The following is a 21,219-nucleotide window of genomic DNA, read 5'->3' as shown; positions in this document are numbered from 1 at the left end:
TTAATTAGTTTCTTTCTATTTAGTAACTAACTATAGATATTTTCTTACAACTAATCTTCCGCGGGGTTTCTTAAGTGAAACGCCGCGGAGGAGTTATCTAGAACTAATTTATATCAAAAAGCTTCTTTCTCTAAGAGAAAACTACATGAATTTTGAAAATTTAAATTTAATAAAACCTTTGTTACAAGCGATTCATGAGCAAGGTTTTACAACCCCATCGCCTATACAAAGTAAAGTAATTCCTCATATATTAAAAGGTGCTGATGTACTAGCATCAGCTCAGACAGGTACTGGAAAAACAGCAGCCTTCGCGTTGCCCCTTTTACAGATGCTAGCTGATAAGCCGAGAGCCAAAGGAAATCAGGCTTTAGCTTTGATACTAACTCCTACGCGTGAATTAGCAATACAGATACATACTAATCTCGTTCAATATAGCCAGTACCTTAAAGTTCGCTCCGCAGTTGTTTATGGCGGTGTTAAGATTACTTCGCAAATGGCAGTATTGCGAACAGGTGTTGAAGTGCTAGTGGCTACACCTGGTCGATTACTTGATCTTTATAAACAAAATGCAGTCCATTTTACTGAAATTCAGGCATTGGTTTTGGATGAAGCAGATCGTATGTTGGATATGGGATTTATCCATGATATAAAACGGATTATTACCTTGCTTCCTCGGCTTCGCCAAAATTTGTTATTCTCAGCTACCTTTTCCGATGAGATTCAAAAATTAGCAAAAAAATTACTTATTAATCCTGTTGAAATTGCAGTATCTAATCGTAATGCTGTTGCGGTTAAAGTAAATCAAATTGTCTTTCCAGTAGATAAAGCGCAAAAGACAGCCCTACTTTGTCACTTAATTTGCAAAGAAAATTGGCAGCAGGCGCTAGTTTTTTCCCGTACAAAACATGGTGCTAATAAATTAGTTAAAGGATTAACTTTAGCCAATATTTCTGCTTTAGCAATTCATGGCAATAAAAGTCAACCTCAACGTCTTAAAGCACTTGACGACTTTAAAAATGGAAAAGTACAGGTTTTAGTTGCAACCGATATTGCATCAAGAGGGATTGATATTGAGCAACTACCAATAGTAGTTAACTTTGATTTACCTAACGTCGCTCATGACTACGTGCATCGTATAGGACGTACGGGACGGGCAGGGCATCAAGGCTTAGCTATATCATTAGTGTGTGCAGATGAGTTTAAGCAATTACAAGATATTGAAAAACTAATTCAGCAGCGCCTTAAAAAAGTGGAGGTTGATGGTTTTGAGCCAAATCATCGTCTTCCAACTCAGAAACATAATGCAGCTGCATTAAATAGGAAGTTAACTCCTAAAAATTCTCTGCGATCACGGAAAAATCGAAACCGAAAATCGGTTAATAGTTAGATCGTTACTACCTTAAATATCTTAGGTTAGGAATCAGGGTTGGATTATTTTTAAATTTTTAGAGAGCATCAAATAGATTTTTTTTATTTACTGTTTCTTTAATAATTTCTTTGGCAGATGTCAATTAAGTCTTTTCTATCTCAATTTAATTATATATATCGTTTATAACACTGATAAATTGATAAGAATAGACTTTACTAATTATCTGTACTTATAGCCTAAACAGGGCTAAATTCACTCACCTTTATGTCAAAAGCTTCTTTTAACATTTCAATAGAATTGATAGCACATTGTATAGAAGCAAATTCAATCATTTGGTTATTCCCTTGTTGTATTGTTTTTAATTTAACTAGTGTCACTAAAATTTCATCTAGTACTACACTTAATTGATTTTTATTCTCTGCATCTAGTTCTTTTTCACAAATTTTAAAGGCTAACTTTAATTTCTCTGATACATCAATGGCCATATTTTCTTCATTTTTTTTTGTTTCTGAAATGGAGATTTGTTTAATTTTTTCAAACCCAACTTCAAAAGATTCTTCATTATTCACAACTTTTATACACTTAGTATCGTTAAGTTTTGGAGAGGGGTTGGCGTTTCTTTCTCCTGCAGGATAATCGTGTATTATAGTAGGATTAGTAACTATATCAGAACTGGTAATTTCTATAGAATAATCCTTAATAATAGGATTAGTAACTATAGAATAATCCCTAGATGAGCGGAAAAAATCGATTGAACCATAGCTATTTCTTCGAGAATTCCGCTTATTTATTGAATCAAAAAAATCAGGAAAAACCTCTGCTAATTTGTCATTAATATTTATTAAATGATCTCTAACATTATGCATATTTATTTGCCTTGTACTAAATAAATTCATATTAAATTAAGTAAAATTAGTATCATTTTACTAAATTTTTATTAAATAAATATTAAGTATTTTTCTAAAAATAATAGTTATAAAAAACAAATAATTACAAAAAAATGCCTTCATGCGCGTAATTTATTGCTACATTTTTAAAAAATAATATTAAATTAATTATAATAAAGCTGAAGCCCAATTATTAAGAATAGATATTGGTAATAAAGGTCTTAAAGTAAGTTAAATTTATTCATAAAATATTTAGTAAATTAATAAAGTCTAGAAGCACCTGTATTAATTAATAGCTATAGGAATGATACTAATTTTTGTACTTACATTTAATGTCGAAGGTTTGGAAGACATTTTATTATTTGATTAGGAGCTAGGAGAAAAGCCTAGTTTGGCCAGTTTTATTATTTTGTGGTGTATTAGCTCATGGTGTAATGTTCATGCTTTTTCATTTAAGTCCTAGAGAGCTTCATTAAAGTATTTTTTATTCCGAATTAGCTTACTCTTTATTATAGAAAAAAATCATTCTAAAGTGAGCTATATATTGTTTAGCTAACTGAATGAAGTCGTATATTATTTTTTTGCTTTTACTAACAATCGATCGAGTTGATTTGCAAATAATTTAATATCTTTTTGGGTCAAGGAGTTTGGTCCTTTAGAATGTAAACCACTGCTTCGCATTACCTCATTAAAATCGCGAATGGCAAGTTTCTGCTTAATTGTATTAGCATTAAACAATTCACCTCTAGGGCTAATCACTTTGGCTTGCTTATTAATACAGCTTTCTGCTAAAGGTATATCGGAGGTAATAACTATATCTCCTGTTAGTATAGATTCTATGATTAATTGGTCAGCCTTATCAAAACCTTGATCAACGATTATCCTTTGTATCATTGGTGAAGGAGGCAAATTCATAAATTGATTGGCTACTAAGATGCATTTTATTTTATTACGGATTGCTGCCTTAAAAATTATTTCCTTTATTGCTTTTGGGCAAGCATCGCCATCAATCCAAATTGAAGTCATAGATTCTATTATTAGTTAAATTGGTTATGAATATAGAAGCGAAAGTTATTTCTTACAACTTAAATAGTGTAGTTTAACAGTAATTTAATTTCTCGGCGGTTTTTTACAGCAAAAATAGTCGTTATTGCGCAAAATTTTGATTACCATTTTACATTAGCACTATTTCTGTGAATCGTTAGTTAACAAACTAAATTAATATGCAATTAGATATAGCAGCACTATTACTATCCTTTTATGAAACTTAAAATTAAAGTAGAATATCTCGGAATTTTATTACCAAGGAAAGCGTTCTGATTAATAGAATGCTTAAAATTTCTGGTAACTTCGCGTACACTGCCGCTTTGCGCCAACCCTATACTTCATTTTAGAGCGAACTTTAAGAAGTTTATATCTTCTTAAATAAAGATATGGAGCGCTACATAATTTACAAATGCATTAGAGTGCAGTAAAGTACCGACTTTGTTTATTTTTTATTCTATTATTAAGGTTTTTTTAAGTTAAGCCTCGTATAATAATGATTTGCAGCATTTAAAAGCAAAAAGGAATGCAATGAGTAGTAACAAGCATGTGCTGAGTATTTTTAGTCTGACTATGATAACTGTAGGTTCGGTTGATAGTATCCGTAATTTACCTGCTACGGCATTATTTGGTAGTCAATTAATTTTTTTCTTCTTTTTTGGGGCGTTGTTTTTTTTAATCCCTACTGCTTTAGTATCTGCAGAATTAGCTTCTGGATGGGCACAGCAAGGTGGTATTTATGTTTGGGTGAAAGAAGCTTTTGGTAAAAAAGCAGGATTTCTAGCTATCTGGCTGCAATGGATTGAAAATGTTATTTGGTATCCGACTATTTTATCGTTTGTTGCGGGCACTATTGGTTATTTAATTAATCCTTTACTGGTAACTAATTCATTGTTTTTATGGTTAGTGATTACAATTTCATTTTGGATTGTAACCTGGATTAATATTCGTGGTATGAAATCAGCCGCGCTTTTTAGCAATATTTGCGCAATTTCAGGCTTAATTATTCCAATGACATTAATTATTGCTTTAGGAATTGTCTGGTTAGCAGGTGGTAATCCATCACAAGTTCAATTTAATTTACATAGTATTTTGCCGCAATGGAATGAAAAATCATTATGGGTTTCTTTAACTGCCATTATGATGTCTTTTTGCGGTATAGAAATCGCCACTGTACATGCCAATGATGTGCATAATCCGCAATATGCTTTTCCTCGTGCATTAATCTTCTCGGTATTAATTATATTGGTAACTTTAATTCTTGGCTCGCTAGCTATTGCCATAGTATTACCAAACCAAGAAATTAATCTCGTTGCAGGTATTATGCAGGCATTTGATGCTTTTTTTGCTCGTTATAACTTACTTTGGGTTATGCCTGTTATTGCGTTAATGCTTATTATGGGCGGTTTAGGTGGTGTGAGTAACTGGATAATTGCACCCACAAAAGGTTTGATGGTTGCGGCCGCTGAAGGAAATTTACCAGAAATATTTAGACGCTCTAATGCAAATGGCGCTCCAGTTGTTATTTTAATAACGCAAGCAATAATTGTTACTGTATTATCAGCACTTTTTCTTTTTATGCCTAGCGTTAATGGTTCCTATTGGCTATTAACGGCATTAGCTGCGCAGTTGTATATGTTAATGTACTTACTGATGTTTGCTGCAGCCCTTAAATTACGTATAAGCTATCCTAAACAACCACGGTTATTTAAAATTCCTGGTGGCTTATTTGGTATGGTTTTCATTGCAGGAATAGGTATTATTGGCGTCTTAGTAACTTTAATGGTTAGCTTTATGCCGCCCGATAATATAAATATTGGCAGCGTTACAAGGTATGAATTAACCTTAGTCATCGGCTTAATTATAATGTGTTTGCCGCCATTTATTAGCGCTAAGCTGCAGAAAAATAAAATGAGTGCTAATAAGCAATTAGAAGTAGCCTAAGCAATTATATTAAGAATAAAAAGTTATGATCTTTGATGCTTTATTAACTGATCTCTTAGCGCGTCTTCCAGAATTAGAATGGCAGCTGGGTAAGTTTGGATTACTATTTTCGCCTAAATTATTTCCTCATGGATTATTTCGTTGTCATCCCTCGGAAGATATTAAAGCTTATAGTAATGAAATTAAAGCAGATATTAGAGTTTTAACCCAACAAGAAAATAATAAGTTAGCTCACTATTTGGCTATGAAAATTAATCAGAAAGTAAATGTTCTTGTTACTTTTTGTCAACAACAGTTGAGTCAGAAAGTAACATTAGAAGACAATAATTTTAATTTAAACAAATTAACTACTCGTCAACAATGGATACTCAGTTTAGAAGAACAAATTTCTTTATTAACAAAGCAAAAAGAAGCGCTAGCAAATAGATTATCTCAAACCAATAAAGCTGAGGATAAAATAATATTAAAACTTAAAGCTGAATTAGGGCAAATTCAAAAACAGCTAACTTTAGCAGAGGAAGCTTACCATAAAGCACTTAATTAAAATCCAGAATAGCTCGATTTATAGGTGAAAACACTAGTTAAGGGCACATTTTAGACTAGGTTAACTAAAAAAATATTTTATTAGTAAAATAACTAACAGTTTGAGAGTTAACGTAAGTAACCTAGCCTAAATGATTTAGAGCCTAGGTGGTTTAGGCATTATTCTGTAATAGAGACAGTTTCTAAATTATCCTTTGCATTTGTTGTCTGATTTTTCATTGCTGCAGCTTTTTGTTTATAGGCGTTCCATTTTTGGTCATTGGCTAAAATATATTTACAGGCTTCTTCAATAAAAAAGTCTCGATAGTTAATGCCAGCCCATTGGCAATATTCCAGTATTTCTTCATGCGTCTTAACATTCATACGGATACGAAAAGCAATTTTCTTTTGTGTAGCAGGTTCTGGGACAATAAGCATGATCCAACTATCCTAAATTAGTGTGACATTTTAAAGACAAGACTTGTCTTATAGCATGCAAAAAAACAATTAACAATATTTTTATAATTTGACTTAAAATGTTTGACATTAATGACTCAAGGGTGTAACTTAAAGATGTCACTTTAACTTGAGAGTGAAATTGACTCACTAAGTTGTTGTAATTAAAGGAGTAACTATGAAGAAAAATTTTGTCAGTATGCTAATGGGCTGTTCATTGGTAATACTATCAGGCTGCCAAGTTATGTCCGGTGAAAGAAGTGTTAATCAATATAGTTCAGATGCAGCGATTACCACTTCAGTAAAGGCAGCTCTTATGAATAATACAGGTTTGCCTGCTTCACGCGTTCATGTAGAAACAGATAAAGGAACTGTCCTTTTAAGTGGCTTTGTTAAAACTTACCAGCAGAAAATTAAAGCAGGGCAATTAGCTAGCCAAATAGAAGGTGTTAAAGTAGTTGAAAATAATCTTGTTGTACGTCGGTAAGATTATCTGAATAAATAAATTTTATTGCGTTAACTTAAGTTAACTAAGGGCAAAGACATGAATAATAATACTAGAGCAGCTTTTGAAAATGAGAAAGAGAAAGTCAATAATTTGTATGAAAATGGTAAACAAAAAGCACAGCAAGTTTATCACGAAGGTGAAAAGAAACTAAATGAAGCGGTTGATAAAGGTCAGGAGCAATCACAAGACATTTATAATCAAGTTAAAGAATCAGCTAGCGAATTTTATAAAGAAGGAAAGAAGATTGTTAACGAGGCCAAAGACTATCTTCAGAGTAATTCAGATGAGATTATTAATGCTGTTAAGGATAAGCCACTAAGCTCTTTACTAATTGCCGGTGGAATAGGTTTCGTTCTTTACAATTTATTAAGAAGATAAAGCTAAATAGTTAATAAAATAATATGTAAATGATTAAAATAAAAAGAATAGGAGTTGTAATATGAAAATAAAAAAAATAAGTGCATTGTTGTTAGGTTCTAGTGTTCTCTTTGCAGCAAATACCTTTGCTGCAGCTCAAGGTCAAGAGTTTATGAGCCGCTCTAAAGGTTATGACTTAATGCCGCATGCAGAGCAAACCTTAGAAGGTAATTGGTTTAGTACTCGTACTCTAAATTGTAAAGTACGTGCTAAAAGTAACGAAGCTAATCCTATTGCAATGACTGCTTTAAAAAAGCGGGCAATCATTAATGGTTTAATCCTTCCTGAAGGTAATTCAATGACAATAGTTGCTCATTTAGGAGATAATATCCGTCTTGAATTAGATAGCCGCGCTAAATTAAGTTTGATTAATAATAGTGATCAACTTATTAATTTACACTGCTCATAATTTTAGAAGACTTTGTAAACCAACTAAGTTTTATGCTTAGTTGGTTTTTTATTTTGTAAGAGACCACTAATGGCGTCAATAAAACTCTGTCATTCGTGATTCGTGGGGAAACAATAAAGCTTTTAAGTTAATAGCATTCAGTAATTATATCTTCTACCGAAAAGTTGTATTAATGTATTTTGGACAAAAACCAAACCTTTTACCAAGGTCTAAAATACTCCCTGATTTATTACCTTAATTTCATTGCCCGTTTTGGGCTTACCTTATAAAAACTAATTTCATTAAATTGCTATAGTCAAGACTATTTTTTCTAAAATTATTAGAGTAAGATTAATAAAACGAGGAAAAAATCTTTCCTAGCTTTTCTGTGGATAATTTTGTTAATTATTGATGCTACAATTTTGTTAGCTAGCTTTTCTTGGCTTATTGACCCTTACTATATCAGGGTTTCCTTTCTTTTTTTCTTAGTACTATTTATCCCCAAAGCTTGTGGATAAATTTGTGTATAGCTTACAAGCTTAAATCTTCATTCTACCGTTGCTAGAAAAAATGGTAGTGCTAAGTTTAATCCCAGATCAAATTAACTGTAGCGAATAAATTAGTCTTAATTAAAGTCTTTATCTTGTTCTTAAAGGAATTTATCAAGCTATGGAAATAATTTCTTGCAAAGTATGTTTTTTATTATTTAGCTCTTGCATAGTTGAAGTTCTGCAGTTGAAAAAACTTTGTGGATAGTGACTCACATTATGAGTAAGGTCTTGAGGATGAGTTGTTGGGCTATTATCCATCGTAGGTAAAGAATCAACCTGCGGTGCTTTTATAGAGTCGTTTGCGTAAGTCATCTCATCTTTATTAATTTGACTGGGTTTCTCTAGGCTTTGTAATTCTAAATTTAGAGCATCTCCTGCACGGCTTAAACTTTTTGCATACTTGCACCATTGCATTTTAATAATATTTGCTTCAGCACGTTGTGCGGCCTTATCTGCCATATAAATAGAGATAATAGTAGCGGTAACTAGAATAGCTATTCCTGCTAAGGGGATAACATTAAAGCTTGCCATAAGCCCTAAGCCCATCAATAAGCCTGTTAATCCAGCCCCACCGCCTGCAATTGTGCCAAATGCACCGACAAAGCCTTGAAAGGTAGCTAAGTTTATTTGAGCATTATTTTCAACAGCATAATTACTTTGATTCAACTCTTGAATTATAAATTGATTTACATGCTCTTGTAATAAGCTATTAAATAACTTAGGCTCTAAATTATTATAAGTGTTATAAATACCACAAGCATTTAAGTAGTTTAGTAAACGAACAAATAACTTATCCTTATCACTATTTTTTTCTTTTAATGCCTGAATTGTTATGGCTATAAATTCAGTTGAGCTTATAGCGTTGTTCATTTTGTATTGACTTACTTTAGCAAAAAGAGCAATAAGGTTACTTAACAAAATGGTTTCGTGTTGTTCTTTCTTTCTAATTAAATTTTGTTGTTGTTGCTTTAAATCTTTATAGCTTGCATAAGCAATAGGAATGCTCACTAGTAAAAATATGGTGCCACATATACCCCCTAAGATAAATGCAGTTGTACTACCAACCCCTAAACTAAGAGCGGCACTTAAAATACCAAAAGCGGGCCATGCTACACCACTGGCAGTGCCAACGCCATCAATTGCTGGTTTTATTATTGCCATTATTTTACCTCTATTTAATCGCCTAATAGTAGTAATAACATTGTGTAAAACACAACCTTTATGGGTTAAAAAAGTAACTTAATTAATAATTTTTCATTATTTATAGCGGCTGGAGTTAAACAAATAATAGTTTACTGAAGGGCAATTCCCATTTAGCGAATTAATTTTTTTACAAGCAAAGTCAATCTAACAAATTGTGACAAATAATGTCAAATAAAGAATGACAAATAATGGCTTGTATTAATTTTAAAAATGTGGCAAAATATATGTAATTTAATTTGTCACAAACTAAGTTGTATATTAAAGGAGGTAAGTATGCTAATAACACGCGAACCTGTAGCCCAAAAGAAAGTACAGTTTAGAATCAGAATGAGCTTAAAAACTTATGAGGAAATTACGGAGTACTGTCAATGGGCTGGAATCAATAAGCGAGATTTTTTTCTTGAAGAGGCCTGTAAATATATTTTAAATAATGACCCAGAATGGATTAAGCACAGGCAAAATAGTGAAGTTACTAATTTATTATCTTTACAAAATCAAGAGATTACAATAACTGCTTTACAGGATAATGTTTCTAGTAACGAATCAAATTTAGTGATTAATGAGCTTGCTAAAGATAATTAATTAGAATCAAAATTAATTTAAATTTCAGGGAAGAAAAGGTACGCACGCAGTCAATAATAAGTAGAAGGAGAAAACCATGTCGGTAGCTATAAGTAAACATACTATTATGGGAGACCATTTAAAGCCTATAGCGCCTCAATTTAGAAGCGTCCTTTTGCCACCAATTTTAATAATTATATTGGCAACTTTAGGTAATTATTTTTATCAAAAATATATTTTCTATTTTGTTGATAAAAGTGATTTACCTGCACTTAATATTGTTGAGCAATTCAGTTATTATTTTTCTTTGGCATTAAGTTTTTATTGGTTATTTACACGTGTAATAAATAATGTAACTAAGTATTTATTATCAACCTCTTTTTTAACAGCTCATCAAACTTCAAGTATCTTATTACCTTTTTTTTCAAGTATATTAAAAACAATTGTCTTTTTAATTGTATTTAATGCTTTAATTCCTTATTTAGGTTTACCAAGCCAATTTTCCTATTTTCTAGATAAGCTAAGTAGTTGTTTGATTATATGCGCTATATCTTGGATTTTATTTAAGTTAGTTCATATCGCTGAGCAGTTACTCTTGCATCGTTATGCCAGTAATCCTGATAACGATGCTTTAGCAAGAAAAATATATACCCAAACTTTAATTTTAAAGCGAATAGCCATGGCTATCATTGCTATTTTGACTGCTGGTGCTATTTTAATGTTGTTCGATAATGTACGTGCATTAGGCGCGAGTGTCTTAACAACAGCCGGAGTTATTGGGTTAGTATTAACATTCACAGCTCAACGATCCTTGGGTAGTTTGTTTTCTGGTTTGGAAATAGCCTTAACCCAGCCTATTAAAATAGGAGACGCTGTAGTTATTGAGAAGGAATTTGGTATTGTTGAAGAAATTAATTTTCGCAATGTGATTATTAAGCTTTGGGACTGGCGACGTTTAGTAGTGCCGACAAACTATTTTCTTGAGAATTCATTCCAAAATTGGAGTCGGGAAGCAAGTAATAATTTAATTGGTACGGTTTATCTTTATGTAGACTTTACACTACCAGTTGATGAGCTTCGCACAGAACTAAAGCAGGTCTTAACTAATTCAGCCTTATGGGATGGTAAAGTTTGTAGTATTCAGGTTAGTGATGTTCAGGATAGAGTAATGGAGTTACGCATTTTATCAAGTGCGCGCACCCCTAGTGATGCTTGGGATTTACGTTGTGAAGTAAGAGAAAAGCTAGTTGATTTTATTGTTAAGCATCATCCAACAAGCCTCCCTGTTACACGTACTAAGCAGATGCAGATACCTGAGAAAAAAATTACAGCTTAACTTAGATAAAAGAAGGCATAAGTTTATAATTTATGCTTTCTTTAACTTAAATTAATTCGCTAAGGCTCTAACTTAAGTATTTAGCGCTTGATTACTACTAAGTTTATGTTTAATTATTTAGATAGCTTTTTGATAGTGTCACTTAAGTCTTCAACTTCACCTGAATAATGATAATAAACTCGCTTATGCTTACAATCGATGATACACAATGGTTCTTTAGGTTGCTCATCTAATTGTTTAAAAACCCAATATAAGCCAACTTCACTATCTTGTTGTATTACTTTTAAAAGATCGAGCATTTTATCTTTCTCAATTTCCGCATAAGTACAAACTAATCCAGCCGATTGACTCTTTATTTTATAAGCGAAATGTTTTTCTTTCATAATGAATTCCTACAAGGGCTTTAAATATAAATATAGATCTTTTTTGGCTCAATGCTGTGGGTATAGAATTTTCAGCAGTAATTTTTTAATTTGACTTAGCTATCTCCATGTAAAATAATCCAAAATTATCAATTTATTCAATAATACCCTCTTGTAACGTCAATATGTTTAAGGATAGTTATGATTGTTATCTTCGTTCATGGTTGGAGTGTGACGCATACAAATACTTATGGAGAACTGCCGCAATGGCTTGAAAGTCAGAGCAAAAGCGGGATAATCAATATTGAAGTTGGTAATATCTACCTTGGACACTATATTAGCTTTAATGACACCGTAACTGTTGATGATATAGCACGCGCTTTTGATCATGCCGTGCGTGATGAAATTGCTGATAAGCTTAGAGAGGGGGAGCGTTTTGCTTGTATCACTCATTCAACCGGTGGCCCTATTATTCGTAAATGGATGGATTTATACTTTAAGAATAACCTTGCTAAATGCCCATTAAGTCATCTTATTATGTTGGCTCCCGCCAACCATGGCTCCGCTCTCGCTCAACTTGGTAAATCTCGATTAGGACGTATAAAAAGTTTTTTTGAAGGTATCGAACCAGGACAACATGTACTTGATTGGCTTGAGCTGGGAAGCGATATGAGTTGGCAACTTAATGAAAGTTGGCTTGATTATGATTGTACTGCTCATGGCATTTATGCTTTTGTACTTACAGGCCAGAAAATTGATCGCCAACTTTATGATGCTATTAACTCTTATACCGGAGAAGCTGGATCTGATGGGGTTGTACGAGTAACAGCTGCCAACATGAATTACAGTTTACTAAAATTACATCAGGCAGGAATAAATGGTGAAAATCTTGTAGTTGCCAGCATGACCCGAACACAACCAATGGCGTTTGGCGTTTTACCTGGGTGTGCGCATTCGGGTAAAAAAATGGGAATTATCCGCAGCATTACAATGGCCAATGCTGCTACTCATCCTACCGCTATATGGGTATTGCGCTGCCTACAAGTAAAAAACAGTGACTCTTACAATAAGTTAGTAAAAGAGCTAGATAAGCTTACTCAAGAAACCCAAGAAATTGAACATACCGAAATAGTGAATACACTTATTTACAAGCGTGAGTATATTACCAATCGTTACGCTATGATTATATTTCGCCTTATTGATGACCGAGGCAATCAACTTGACGATTATGATCTTTATTTAACTGCTGGTCCCAAATATAGCGAGGATGCGCTGCCAATAGGCTTCTTTATAGATCGCCAGCGAAACCAATTTGATCGAGGAAAATTAACCTACTTTCTTGATTACGACATCATGGAAGCAGGAATTAATACACCAAAGATGCAAGGTAATTTGGGTTTTCGTATTAAGGCCCACCCCGAATCAAGTGATCAAGCGCTTGCTTATTATAAGGTGCTCGACTTTCATTCATCGCTTGCTGACATTAATAAAATTCTTCACCCGAATGAAACTGTAATGGTTGAAATCATGCTGCAACGGCGAGTAGATAGAACGGTTTCCCGGATTACCAACAATCTTACTCCAACAAAAATTAGTTGGAAACCGATTGGTAAAAAGGTTGATTGATATTTAGTGCTTATAATTATGAATTAGGTAAATTGTGCAACTTAAAACATTGAGTTTTCATTTTTAGAATTAGATGGAACTTCCTGTAAAACATCCCAGTGTTCTAAAATTTTTCCCTCATTAGATAGCCTAAATATATCAATAGCAGCATAATTTTTATCGCCTGGCCATTCTTGTAAACAATGTAAAACAACCATGTTTTTTTCAGCAATAACTTTTTTGAAAGTCACTTTTTTACCCGGATAGTCTTTGGCCATTCTATTAAAATAATCAATAAAACCCTTTTTACCATCTTTAACATGTGGGTTATGTTGAATATATGTATCACCAACGTACTTGGCTATAGCTTCAGCAGGACTGTTTTTATTAAACATTAAGTCATAAAACGCTATAACATTTTGTTTATTTCTTTCAAGGTTATTTATATTAAATCCATTAGTGCCTATAGAGTTTGATAAGTTAGCTGACACAACAATAGATGTAAGCAGTAATATAATGGAGAAAATTATTTTTTTCATCTTTTGCTAAATCCTTATATCGTTTTTTGTTACCCTTAATTTTTTATAAAAGATTCTAAAATTAAATACGTAACTTAAAAGAAAAGTTTTTAAGATAAACTCTATACCTATTTTTTAGGAGTTTGAGATTTTACATCTAGCTATATTGCAAAACAATTAATTCCATAAATAGATTACAGCATTTAAGTATGTGGCAAAGAATAGCCATAAAACGTATGGAATAAATAGTAAACCAGTAAGGATATTTTTATTTATTAAGCTATATCCAAGAAACAAATTTAAAACAGTTAATGAACTAATCCATAGTAAACTAAAACCTAATAAGTGATAGTAAAAGAAGATAGGAGTCCACAGCCAATTCATTAACATTTGTACTATATATAAGTACCAGATATTTCTTTGTGCAGAACTGGGATTAATTTTTTGGTCTTTCCATATAACCCAGCCGATAAAAGCTAACATAGCATAAAGTATCGACCAAATTATGCTAAAGATAATAGGGGGCGGCGTTAAATTTGACTTAGTTAATTTATCATACCAAGGGTGTATGTTATTTTTAGTTAGTTGCCCTAACAAAAACCCAATTGCCTCATAACTAATAACCCATAGCCCAATTTTCAAAAAATCTTTTTTAAGCAAAATTTACCTTAAGTTCACTTTTTTAAACCATAGCCTGTTTTAAAAATCCAGCCAATAATACAAAGACAAATTATTGTGAAAGTAGAAATCATTATCACACTTGTAGCAAGACTAACGTCGCCACGCTCATAAAAACTCCACCGAAATCCACTTATTAGATAAACCACAGGATTTAGCAAGGAAAATTTATACCAGAAGGGAGGTAGCATGTTTATAGAATAAAAGCTACCACCTAAGAAAGATAAGGGTGTTAGAATCAAAAGTGGAATAATTTGTAGTTTCTCAAAGCGATCTGCCCAAATCCCAATAATAAAACCTAATAAGCTAAATGTTACACTAGTCATTATTAGAAAAAAAATCATCCATAATGGATGTGCAATATGGAGCGGTACAAAAAATGAAGAAGTTAAGAGTACAATGGTGCCAATTACTATTGATTTAGTGGCAGCTGCTCCCACATAACCCAACACAACTTCAATAAAAGATAAGGGCGCAGTTAGAATTTCATAAATAGTTCCTGTGAAACGAGGAAAATAAATACCATAGGAAGCATTTGATGTACTTTCTCCAAGTACGGTAAGCATAATCAGTCCAGGTACAATAAATGCACCATAGGGTACATTGTCGATAGATTGCATACGGGTGCCTAGAGCGGTTCCAAATACAATAAAATAAAGTACAGTTGAAATTACAGGAGCAATAAGACTTTCCCATAATGTTCGTAAAGCTCTACCCATTTCAAATTTATAAATTGCTCTAATACCACGAATATTCATTTTGCCTCGATTAGTTTGATGAAAATTTCTTCCAAATTGCTTTGGCGGCTGTAAATGTCTTTTGGTCTAATGCCCTGTGCTCTCAGATCATCTAGAAATTCTGCAATATCATTGCCAACTTCATCATTACAAGTCAAAATAAGATTACTACTATTTTCATTTTTAACTAATGTTAGGGGATATTTTTTTAATTCTTCTGGGATAGTCTCTAAGGGTTTATGTAATACAAAAATCATTTGGCGATTACCCATTTTCTTCATTAGCGTTTTTTTATCTTCGGTAAGAATTAAATTACCGTTATTAATAATGCCAATACGATCAGCCATTTCTTGCGCTTCTTCTATATAATGGGTTGTTAAAATAATAGTGACCCCTGTTTCACGTAAGCTTCGCACTTGCTCCCACATTGATTTTCGTAATTCCACATCGACTCCTGCAGTAGGTTCGTCGAGAAATAAAATCTCTGGTTCATGCGATAATGCTTTGGCAATCATGACTCGTCGTTTCATTCCGCCCGATAAATATCGAATTTGTTCATTTTTCTTATCCCAAAGAGAAAGACGTTTTAATACATCCTCGATATAGCTGGGATTTTTCGGTTTATTAAATAAGCCTCTACTAAAACTCACTGTACGCCATACCGACTCAAAGGCATCAGTTGTTAGTTCTTGCGGTACAAGGCCAATAGCAGCACGTGCTTTACGATACTCTTTGTGATGATCATATCCTGCTACAGTAATGGTACCGCTGCTCGGTTTAGCAATACCGCATATGGTGTTAATTAGTGTGGTTTTACCAGCTCCATTAGGGCCAAGAAGTGCAAAAATTTCCCCACGATTGATTTTAAGATTGATATCATTGAGTGCTTTTAAGCCATTACTATAGATTTTGGTAAGCAATTTAATATCGATGGCAGGGACATTATCCATTAAAGAGTTAGCTCCATTTAATTAATAAAAAATTAATAGTATACAACTAGGAAAGTAGCGAATAAAAATTTTTTATAGAGAGTAAAGTATAAGGCATTATCAGCGATAAATTTAGCTATCTAGTCTCTAGTTAAGCTGTTTATTATTGTCATATTACTTTTTAATATTTTAATGTAATTAAATTTATGTGGACTTAATTTATAAATTATATAATATTTTTTTGCGATTAAATTATTTTTAAATTTAATTTAGCTAATATTTATTTCATTACAATCTAGTTTAATACTTCTGGAGTACGCATGTTAAAATATACCTTTTCTGTTTTTGCCTTTAGTTCTTTGATTGCTACTTCAGCATTAGCAACTAATATTATTGATAAAATAAATAAAGAATATAAACAAAATGAGGTTTTTTCTAACGTTAGAGCACATATGGATGGTTATGTTGATTTTACTGGTAATTGGCAAGGAAGTTGTAAAGAAGATGGTGGCGTAGAAAATAATTTAACTCTTAAAATTAAAAATAATAATTCTAAAATCCAATTAAATGGGCACACTTTTGACATAGGACTTTTAGCTACAAGCTCCGTAGCAAAACCTGACGTAACAGATTATGAGCATAAGCATTTTTACTGGAATACAACCAAAGATAAGTTATTAGTGCAAGAGGTATCGGTATGGACAAGATATGGTCAATCTAAAATTAATTCTAATTTTGGAACACAAGTTAGTAATAGCGTCTTTTCGTTAAATGGTGAACAACTTCAAATTAGAGGAGTAAGTTTCGAGTTTAATGATACTAATGAAGATGGCCCACAGCAAAATGGTTATGCACATACATCAATTTGCACTTTTACTAAAGTAGCTTAACAAAATTTATTATATAAATTTAAGTTTGCAAAAGTAATTGAATTAAAATTTTTAATTCAATTACTTGACCTAATAATTTAATTAATCAAAATTAACCTTAAAAAGTTCTAAAGATATACGTTGGATACTGTAAATGAACTTATACAGGGGAAGAAACTACAGTTCCTTGATGATAAACAATAAGCCAATTATTATTTACTCTGCGCCATAGAGTAGCTCTGCGTGTTATTCTTATTTGATCTTGGACTAAAGTGTAAGTTAATAAATAATTATTCGATGAAATTTTTCTACATCTAAAGTCACTTGTTTGCCAATCATCTTTATAATTAGCATCAGCATACCTTTCAAGTAAGGTATTTATTACAAATTCTTTATTGTAGATAGCACCTGAAGCGCCAACCTCCCAGAAATCGTCAACCATCATAGATTCAAGAGCTTCTTTAGTCTTGCCAAATTTATCAGGATGGTGAAAGATTGGCTCACGTTGTTTTAGTTCTTCTAAAATAGTTTCTAAATTATTCATAATTATTACTTTCAAATTTTATAAAAAATTAATTGATTTATACTACTAATATAGTAAGTACTTTATGGCTATTTAGAATGTTTTTACAAGGATAATAGTAATGATTCCTCCAGACATACCCGAAAATGAAGCCGAACGCTTAGCAACACTTTATAAATTACGCATACTAGATACAGAACGAGAAGAGCGTTTTGATAGGGTGACTCGGATTGCATGTAAGCTCTTTGATGTTCCTATTGCTGTAATTTCCTTTTTAGAGGCTGAACGCCAATGGATGAAATCAACTCAAGGTTTTGAGATACAAGAGGCGCCACGAAAAACCTCATTTTGTGGTCATGTTATACTTTCAGATGAAATTATGGTAGTTGAAGATACAACTAAAGATAGGCGTTTTTACGATAATCCTTTTGTTATTAATAAACCAAATTTTAGATTTTATTTAGGTTGTCCTCTAAAAATAAATAAATGCAATGTTGGTGTTATCTGCTTAATTGATGATAAACCAAGGCCAATAGCGGATGTCGATCAAAATGTGGTTTATGATCTTGCTAAAATGGTAGAAATGGAGTTGGAATCCTTGCAATTATCTATAACAGACGAATTAACTGGCTTATCTAATCGTCGTGGATTTTTAAAAATTGCTAATTATTTATTTCAAAAATGTCAACGAGAAAATCAAGAGTTTAATCTATTGTTCTTTGATTTAGATAAATTTAAGCCTATTAATGATAAGTTTGGCCATGCGGAAGGGGACAAAGTATTAAAAACTTTTTCAAAATGTCTTCTGCAAAACTTTCGTTGTCATGATGTGATTGCACGTTTAGGAGGGGATGAGTTTTGCGTATTTTGTTCTGGGTTAAATTCACAGGATGTCGATGGTATTACTACACGCTTAAAAGACTCATTAAAATGTATAGAAACAAAAGGCTATGCAATTGAATTTAGCGTGGGTAGCATCCAGTATAATAAAGAAGAGCATCAAACACTAGAAAGTATGCTTGTTCTTGCTGATTCAAAAATGTATGGTAATAAAAAAAGGTAAATATAGCGTCACTCACTAAGCTTTATAATTCGTTGCAAGCAAAGTTAGCTAGATAAACCCAACTAACTTTGCATTTGCAGAGCAATTTTATTGTTGTTTATTATTTGTAAATAAATATTTAATAGCAAAATCTTTGCCAATACACTCACCGATTGAATGCCCCCATTTTCCTGCATTTTGTTGATTAATAGTTGCTGGAATTTGTGAGTAGAGATCTTTCTGACACTTATCAACGCTGGCAGGAATTAAAGTAACGCATTTATCATAATTAATATTGACTTCTGTTAAGCGTTTATTTAGCGTTTCATCTTGTAAAAAGCCCTTACAAATTAAATCAGGTACAACCGCCTTTAATCTTGCTAACCATTCATCTTTGGTTAGTTCTTGTACAGAGCTACCTGAATTCGAGCGGTTATCACTAAAGTTTTTAGCCGCAAAATCATCCCCAATACATTCACCAATAGTTCTACCCCATTTAGACGCACTTTCTTGGTCAATTGTTGCTGGTAAATCGGCATAGTATTTTTCTTTACATTTATCAAAGCTAGCAGGGATTAAAGTCACACATTTATTGTAATCAATATTTGCAGATTTCAATCGATTATTTACAGCTTCATTTTGCGTGAAATTTTTACAGATCATATTAGGTACTACTTCTCTTAATTTTGATAACCAATCATCTTTACTTTGTGTAGTAGCGCTACCAGTAGTAGACATACCTGATGAAGGTGTAGTACTAGTATTTGTTGTAGATGAAGGCGTAGTACTAGATGAAGAAGATGTAGTGCTAGTTGTGGAACTACCACCGTTATCAGTTGTATCTGTTGCGGCTGAAGCAACTGCAACAGAGGATAAAGAAAAACTGATTAAATAAAGTGTTACATTTAGGATATTTTTTCTTAACATAATGATAGTCCCTTTCATAAAATGTTATCTATTAAAGAATAGCCTTAAAATAGTAGAATGCCTAATTAATTATAAAGGGCATTTTATATAGCATAATTATCAATTAAACGTACATTTCCAATATTAACTGCTATAAAACGTCGATTACCATGCTCTATAAAGTATTCGACATCTATATGATTTTCCTTTAATTGTTTACTGATCTCATCATAGGCCTTATCTTGATGAAAGATACTTGCAAAGCGTTTTGCTAGTTGTTTTTCATTTTGAGTGAGAAGATTATTCCGAGAGCTAAAAGCAAGTTGGCTTGCTTCTTCGCGAATGGTTGGACAAAGCGTTATAATAACTGGCATAAAAAAAGCACGAACCATATCACGAATTAAGCAATATTGCTGGTAATCCTTCTCACCAAAATAGGCATGTTTAGGTTTTACTAAATTAAGTAGTTTCATAACTACGGTAAGAACACCATTGAAATGTCCTGGCCGATGAGTACCTTCCATAATGGTAGAAAAGTCATTTTCGATTATTTTGTAGCGATAATTGTCTGGATAGATAGCCTGCTCAGTTGGAATTAAACAATAATCTATATGATTTTCTTGTAGTAGCAGAAGGTCTGCTTCCAACGTCCGAGGATAATGTGAATAATCATCAGGCCGATTAAACTGAGTAGGGTTGATAAAAATACTTACAGCGGTTAGTTCATTTTCCTGTCTACTGATTTGCATTAAAGAACTATGGCCTGCATGCAAATTACCCATAGTCGGTACGAACCCTAAGCTTACATCAGCTTTTAAAGTTGCTCTAAAGTTAATCCAATCATTTAAATCATAAAAAACTTGCATAATTATTCCGAGTAAAATTGATTGTGCTACCTAACGATATATTAAACGTTAGGTAGTAATATGAAATAAGGGTAATTAATAAGCATGTATCTCATTAGGAAAACTAACTTGTTGTACATCCTCAATGTATTGATTAATTGCTCTTAATATAGAAGTTTTGGTATTCGTAAACTGTTTCACAAATTTAGGCAAGAAATCTTGTTGTAGTCCTAACATATCATGCCAGACTAAAACCTGCCCGTCGGTTACAGCACCGGCACCTATACCGATAGTGGGAATAATTAAGCTGTCGGTAATCTTCTTGGCTAAATGTTGCGGGATACATTCAAGCACTATAGCCGCGCAACCGGCAGCTTCTAAATTTTTTGCTTGCTGTAATAACTGTGTGGCTTGATTATCTTCTCGGCCTTGAACTTTATAGCCACCATATTGATAAATAGATTGAGGCATTAAGCCTATGTGGCCTAAAATAGGAATACCTGAAGCAACTAGATAGGCGATAGTACGACAAGTATCCTCATCGCCACCTTCAATTTTTATCGCTTGAGCGCCAGCTTGAATTAGTCTTTTGACGTTACTTATGGTTTCAGCCTGCGATAGGCGATGACAAAGAAAAGGTAAATCACTGACTATTAATTGCTGGGTAATAGCACGTGCTACTGCTTGAGTGTGCAAAACCATCATATCAATAGTTGCCATCACGGTACTAGGATGACCATGAACTGCCATTGCAACACTATCGCCAACTAAAACACAATCAAGTTTCGATTCGGCAATAATTTTAGCACTAGGGTAATCATAACAAGTAAGCATTGTTATCTTTTTAGCAGCGCGTTTCTTTTTAATAAAATCGGTAATTATCATTTTATTTACTCCCTATCAATACAGAGTAAATAGCGATAAAAGAAAATATTGGTACCTGTCGCATCGATCAAGTCCTCCAAAAAGGATAAAGTTAGTTTTTAAAAATTAAAGTCGCTGCAAAATAGTCAGCGCAA

Annotated in this window: 24 protein-coding genes; 11 read left to right on the top strand and 13 right to left on the bottom strand. The window is 32.7% G+C overall.

Features of this window, described 5'->3' with window-relative positions:
* The first annotated feature begins 145 nt into the window (after positions 1-145).
* Positions 146-1,387, top strand: a complete 1,242-nt coding sequence (locus ACNVED_RS13885; RefSeq protein WP_419419578.1) for a DEAD/DEAH box helicase — start codon at positions 146-148, stop codon at positions 1,385-1,387.
* A gap of 218 nt (positions 1,388-1,605) precedes the next feature.
* Here ACNVED_RS13885 and ACNVED_RS13880 read toward each other — a convergent pair whose 3' ends face one another.
* A complete protein-coding gene (locus tag ACNVED_RS13880) occupies positions 1,606-2,235 on the bottom strand; it encodes a hypothetical protein (RefSeq protein WP_419419577.1) in 630 nt (209 codons plus the stop codon).
* Positions 2,236-2,829: 594 nt separating this feature from the next.
* Positions 2,830-3,282: a YaiI/YqxD family protein gene (locus tag ACNVED_RS13875; RefSeq protein ID WP_419419576.1), complete on the bottom strand. Its 453-nt coding sequence runs from the start codon at positions 3,280-3,282 to the stop codon at positions 2,830-2,832.
* 549 nt (positions 3,283-3,831) lie between these two features.
* On the opposite strand from ACNVED_RS13875, the gene ACNVED_RS13870 reads away from it, so the two are divergent.
* A complete protein-coding gene (locus ACNVED_RS13870) occupies positions 3,832-5,244 on the top strand; it encodes an APC family permease (protein ID WP_419419575.1) in 1,413 nt (470 codons plus the stop codon).
* A 25-nt stretch (positions 5,245-5,269) separates the two neighbouring features.
* Positions 5,270-5,788, top strand: coding sequence for a hypothetical protein (locus ACNVED_RS13865; protein ID WP_419419574.1), 519 nt, complete (start codon positions 5,270-5,272; stop codon positions 5,786-5,788).
* A 158-nt stretch (positions 5,789-5,946) separates the two neighbouring features.
* Here the strand turns inward: ACNVED_RS13865 and ACNVED_RS13860 are convergent, their stop codons facing one another.
* Complete coding sequence (locus ACNVED_RS13860) at positions 5,947-6,204, bottom strand: hypothetical protein (RefSeq protein ID WP_419419573.1); 258 nt, start codon at positions 6,202-6,204, stop codon at positions 5,947-5,949.
* A 196-nt stretch (positions 6,205-6,400) separates the two neighbouring features.
* Between ACNVED_RS13860 and ACNVED_RS13855 the strand changes: the two genes are divergently transcribed.
* The 3 genes from ACNVED_RS13855 to ACNVED_RS13845 all read left to right on the top strand — a co-directional run bounded on the left by ACNVED_RS13855 (position 6,401) and on the right by ACNVED_RS13845 (position 7,556).
* Positions 6,401-6,709: a BON domain-containing protein gene (locus tag ACNVED_RS13855; protein WP_419419572.1), complete on the top strand. Its 309-nt coding sequence runs from the start codon at positions 6,401-6,403 to the stop codon at positions 6,707-6,709.
* Positions 6,710-6,766: 57 nt separating this feature from the next.
* Entirely contained in the window at positions 6,767-7,108 is a 342-nt protein-coding gene (locus ACNVED_RS13850; protein WP_419419571.1) for a hypothetical protein, read from the top strand.
* 61 nt (positions 7,109-7,169) lie between these two features.
* Positions 7,170-7,556, top strand: a complete 387-nt coding sequence (locus ACNVED_RS13845) for a hypothetical protein (RefSeq protein WP_419419570.1) — start codon at positions 7,170-7,172, stop codon at positions 7,554-7,556.
* 641 nt (positions 7,557-8,197) lie between these two features.
* On the opposite strand, the gene ACNVED_RS13840 is transcribed toward ACNVED_RS13845, so the two are convergent.
* Entirely contained in the window at positions 8,198-9,247 is a 1,050-nt protein-coding gene (locus ACNVED_RS13840; RefSeq protein ID WP_419419569.1) for a hypothetical protein, read from the bottom strand.
* Positions 9,248-9,562: 315 nt separating this feature from the next.
* Between ACNVED_RS13840 and ACNVED_RS13835 the strand changes: the two genes are divergently transcribed.
* Both ACNVED_RS13835 and ACNVED_RS13830 read left to right on the top strand, forming a co-directional pair.
* A complete protein-coding gene (locus tag ACNVED_RS13835) occupies positions 9,563-9,871 on the top strand; it encodes a hypothetical protein (RefSeq protein WP_419419568.1) in 309 nt (102 codons plus the stop codon).
* 76 nt (positions 9,872-9,947) lie between these two features.
* Positions 9,948-11,186: a mechanosensitive ion channel family protein gene (locus tag ACNVED_RS13830; protein ID WP_419419567.1), complete on the top strand. Its 1,239-nt coding sequence runs from the start codon at positions 9,948-9,950 to the stop codon at positions 11,184-11,186.
* A gap of 113 nt (positions 11,187-11,299) precedes the next feature.
* Here the strand turns inward: ACNVED_RS13830 and ACNVED_RS13825 are convergent, their stop codons facing one another.
* The gene (locus ACNVED_RS13825; RefSeq protein WP_419419566.1) at positions 11,300-11,569 is read right to left on the bottom strand and encodes a hypothetical protein; all 270 of its coding nucleotides are present in this window, start codon (positions 11,567-11,569) and stop codon (positions 11,300-11,302) included.
* A gap of 180 nt (positions 11,570-11,749) precedes the next feature.
* Here ACNVED_RS13825 and plaB point away from each other — a divergent pair, with 180 nt between their 5' ends.
* Entirely contained in the window at positions 11,750-13,174 is a 1,425-nt protein-coding gene (gene plaB / locus ACNVED_RS13820) for a phospholipase PlaB (RefSeq protein WP_419419565.1), read from the top strand.
* A gap of 41 nt (positions 13,175-13,215) precedes the next feature.
* Here the strand turns inward: plaB and ACNVED_RS13815 are convergent, their stop codons facing one another.
* From ACNVED_RS13815 to ACNVED_RS13800, 4 genes are all read right to left on the bottom strand, one after another.
* Positions 13,216-13,692 carry a nuclear transport factor 2 family protein gene (locus tag ACNVED_RS13815; protein WP_419419564.1) on the bottom strand — a complete coding sequence of 159 codons (477 nt, stop codon included), beginning with the start codon at positions 13,690-13,692 and terminating at the stop codon, positions 13,216-13,218.
* A gap of 156 nt (positions 13,693-13,848) precedes the next feature.
* Positions 13,849-14,313, bottom strand: a complete 465-nt coding sequence (locus tag ACNVED_RS13810; protein WP_419421207.1) for a TspO/MBR family protein — start codon at positions 14,311-14,313, stop codon at positions 13,849-13,851.
* 32 nt (positions 14,314-14,345) lie between these two features.
* Positions 14,346-15,107, bottom strand: coding sequence for an ABC transporter permease (locus ACNVED_RS13805; protein WP_419419563.1), 762 nt, complete (start codon positions 15,105-15,107; stop codon positions 14,346-14,348).
* Positions 15,104-16,036, bottom strand: a complete 933-nt coding sequence (locus ACNVED_RS13800; protein ID WP_419419562.1) for an ABC transporter ATP-binding protein — start codon at positions 16,034-16,036, stop codon at positions 15,104-15,106. The genes ACNVED_RS13805 and ACNVED_RS13800 overlap by 4 nt, the downstream gene beginning before the upstream one ends.
* A 299-nt stretch (positions 16,037-16,335) precedes the next feature.
* Between ACNVED_RS13800 and ACNVED_RS13795 the strand changes: the two genes are divergently transcribed.
* The gene (locus tag ACNVED_RS13795) at positions 16,336-16,905 is read left to right on the top strand and encodes a hypothetical protein (protein ID WP_419419561.1); all 570 of its coding nucleotides are present in this window, start codon (positions 16,336-16,338) and stop codon (positions 16,903-16,905) included.
* A gap of 139 nt (positions 16,906-17,044) precedes the next feature.
* Here the strand turns inward: ACNVED_RS13795 and ACNVED_RS13790 are convergent, their stop codons facing one another.
* On the bottom strand, positions 17,045-17,428 hold the full coding sequence (locus ACNVED_RS13790) for a DUF4440 domain-containing protein (protein ID WP_419419560.1): 384 nt from the start codon (positions 17,426-17,428) through the stop codon (positions 17,045-17,047).
* Between the two features lie 100 nt (positions 17,429-17,528).
* On the opposite strand from ACNVED_RS13790, the gene ACNVED_RS13785 reads away from it, so the two are divergent.
* Complete coding sequence (locus ACNVED_RS13785) at positions 17,529-18,470, top strand: diguanylate cyclase (RefSeq protein WP_419419559.1); 942 nt, start codon at positions 17,529-17,531, stop codon at positions 18,468-18,470.
* A gap of 87 nt (positions 18,471-18,557) precedes the next feature.
* Here the strand turns inward: ACNVED_RS13785 and ACNVED_RS13780 are convergent, their stop codons facing one another.
* From ACNVED_RS13780 to panB, 3 genes are all read right to left on the bottom strand, one after another.
* Entirely contained in the window at positions 18,558-19,376 is an 819-nt protein-coding gene (locus ACNVED_RS13780; RefSeq protein ID WP_419419558.1) for a hypothetical protein, read from the bottom strand.
* 83 nt (positions 19,377-19,459) lie between these two features.
* Complete coding sequence (locus tag ACNVED_RS13775; protein WP_419419557.1) at positions 19,460-20,221, bottom strand: 4-phosphopantoate--beta-alanine ligase; 762 nt, start codon at positions 20,219-20,221, stop codon at positions 19,460-19,462.
* A 75-nt stretch (positions 20,222-20,296) separates the two neighbouring features.
* The gene (panB, locus tag ACNVED_RS13770) at positions 20,297-21,085 is read right to left on the bottom strand and encodes a 3-methyl-2-oxobutanoate hydroxymethyltransferase (RefSeq protein WP_419419556.1); all 789 of its coding nucleotides are present in this window, start codon (positions 21,083-21,085) and stop codon (positions 20,297-20,299) included.
* Between the last annotated feature and the right edge of the window lie 134 nt (positions 21,086-21,219).

Origin of the sequence: Legionella sp. D16C41 (assembly GCF_048541585.1) — a bacterium.
Classification (GTDB): Bacteria; Pseudomonadota; Gammaproteobacteria; order Legionellales; family Legionellaceae; genus Legionella_C.
The sequence above is the reverse complement of the archived record's forward strand: the minus strand, read 5'-3'. Positions and strand labels throughout refer to the sequence as shown.